Origin of the sequence: Polaribacter sp. BAL334 (genome assembly GCF_015767435.1) — a bacterium.
Lineage (GTDB): Bacteria > Bacteroidota > Bacteroidia > Flavobacteriales > Flavobacteriaceae > Polaribacter.
In genome coordinates this window covers 1-531 of the sequence record NZ_JADWOV010000020.1, presented here as the reverse complement: position 1 = coordinate 531, position 531 = coordinate 1, and the positions used below count along the sequence as shown (strand labels likewise).

The following is a 531-nucleotide window of genomic DNA, read 5'->3' as shown; positions in this document are numbered from 1 at the left end:
GAAATTTAGCATCCAACCATTTTCCTAACAAAAACCCCAAGTAAATGGTCAATCCCATTTGAAGTCCAGCTCCAGAAAGTTGTAGTGCTTTATTTAAAGGTTTTTTTGAATAATTTTGTTTTTTCATTCTCCTTTTTTTGCTCTTTTGCAGTGCCTGTCATAATGCAAGATGCATTAAAAGTAGCTCCTGGTTCAATAGATAATTTTCCTACAACAACATCGCCCGAAATCTTTGCAATTGTTTTTACAGTTAAAATTTTTTCTACTTTTAAATTTCCTGAAAATTCCCCTTCTATGTCTGCATTAGACGCTTCAACATCTCCTTTTACAACGGCTTCAGCAGCAATAATTACTCTTCCTTTTGTTTTTAAAGAACCCTCTAAAACTCCGTCAATTCTAAAATCTCCAATTGCTTTTATATCACCAATAATTGTTGTGTTTTTTGCGATAACGTTTCTTTCCATACTTTTTGAAGTCTGTTTTTTCGTTGATTTTTTACTCTTTAGATTTCTTTTCTAATTGAGTTAGAAT

General features: G+C 31.8%; 2 protein-coding genes. Both read right to left on the bottom strand.

All coding sequences use genetic code 11. From position 1 onward, the window contains the following. Window positions 1-127 (bottom strand): AtpZ/AtpI family protein (locus IU405_RS15835; protein WP_197436645.1); only part of this gene is annotated, 127 nt, incomplete at its 3' end. Continuing rightward, window positions 90-464 (bottom strand): polymer-forming cytoskeletal protein, encoded by a 375-nt coding sequence (locus IU405_RS00105; protein WP_197436644.1) that lies wholly within the window; start codon window positions 462-464, stop codon window positions 90-92. The genes IU405_RS15835 and IU405_RS00105, both read right to left, overlap by 38 nt. Between the last annotated feature and the right edge of the window lie 67 nt (window positions 465-531).

Bases quoted from the DNA above. Each gene is read 5' to 3' on its own strand.
- IU405_RS00105 (WP_197436644.1), bottom strand. From the start codon at position 464: ATGGAAAGAAACGTTATCGCAAAAAACACAACAATTATTGGTGATATA.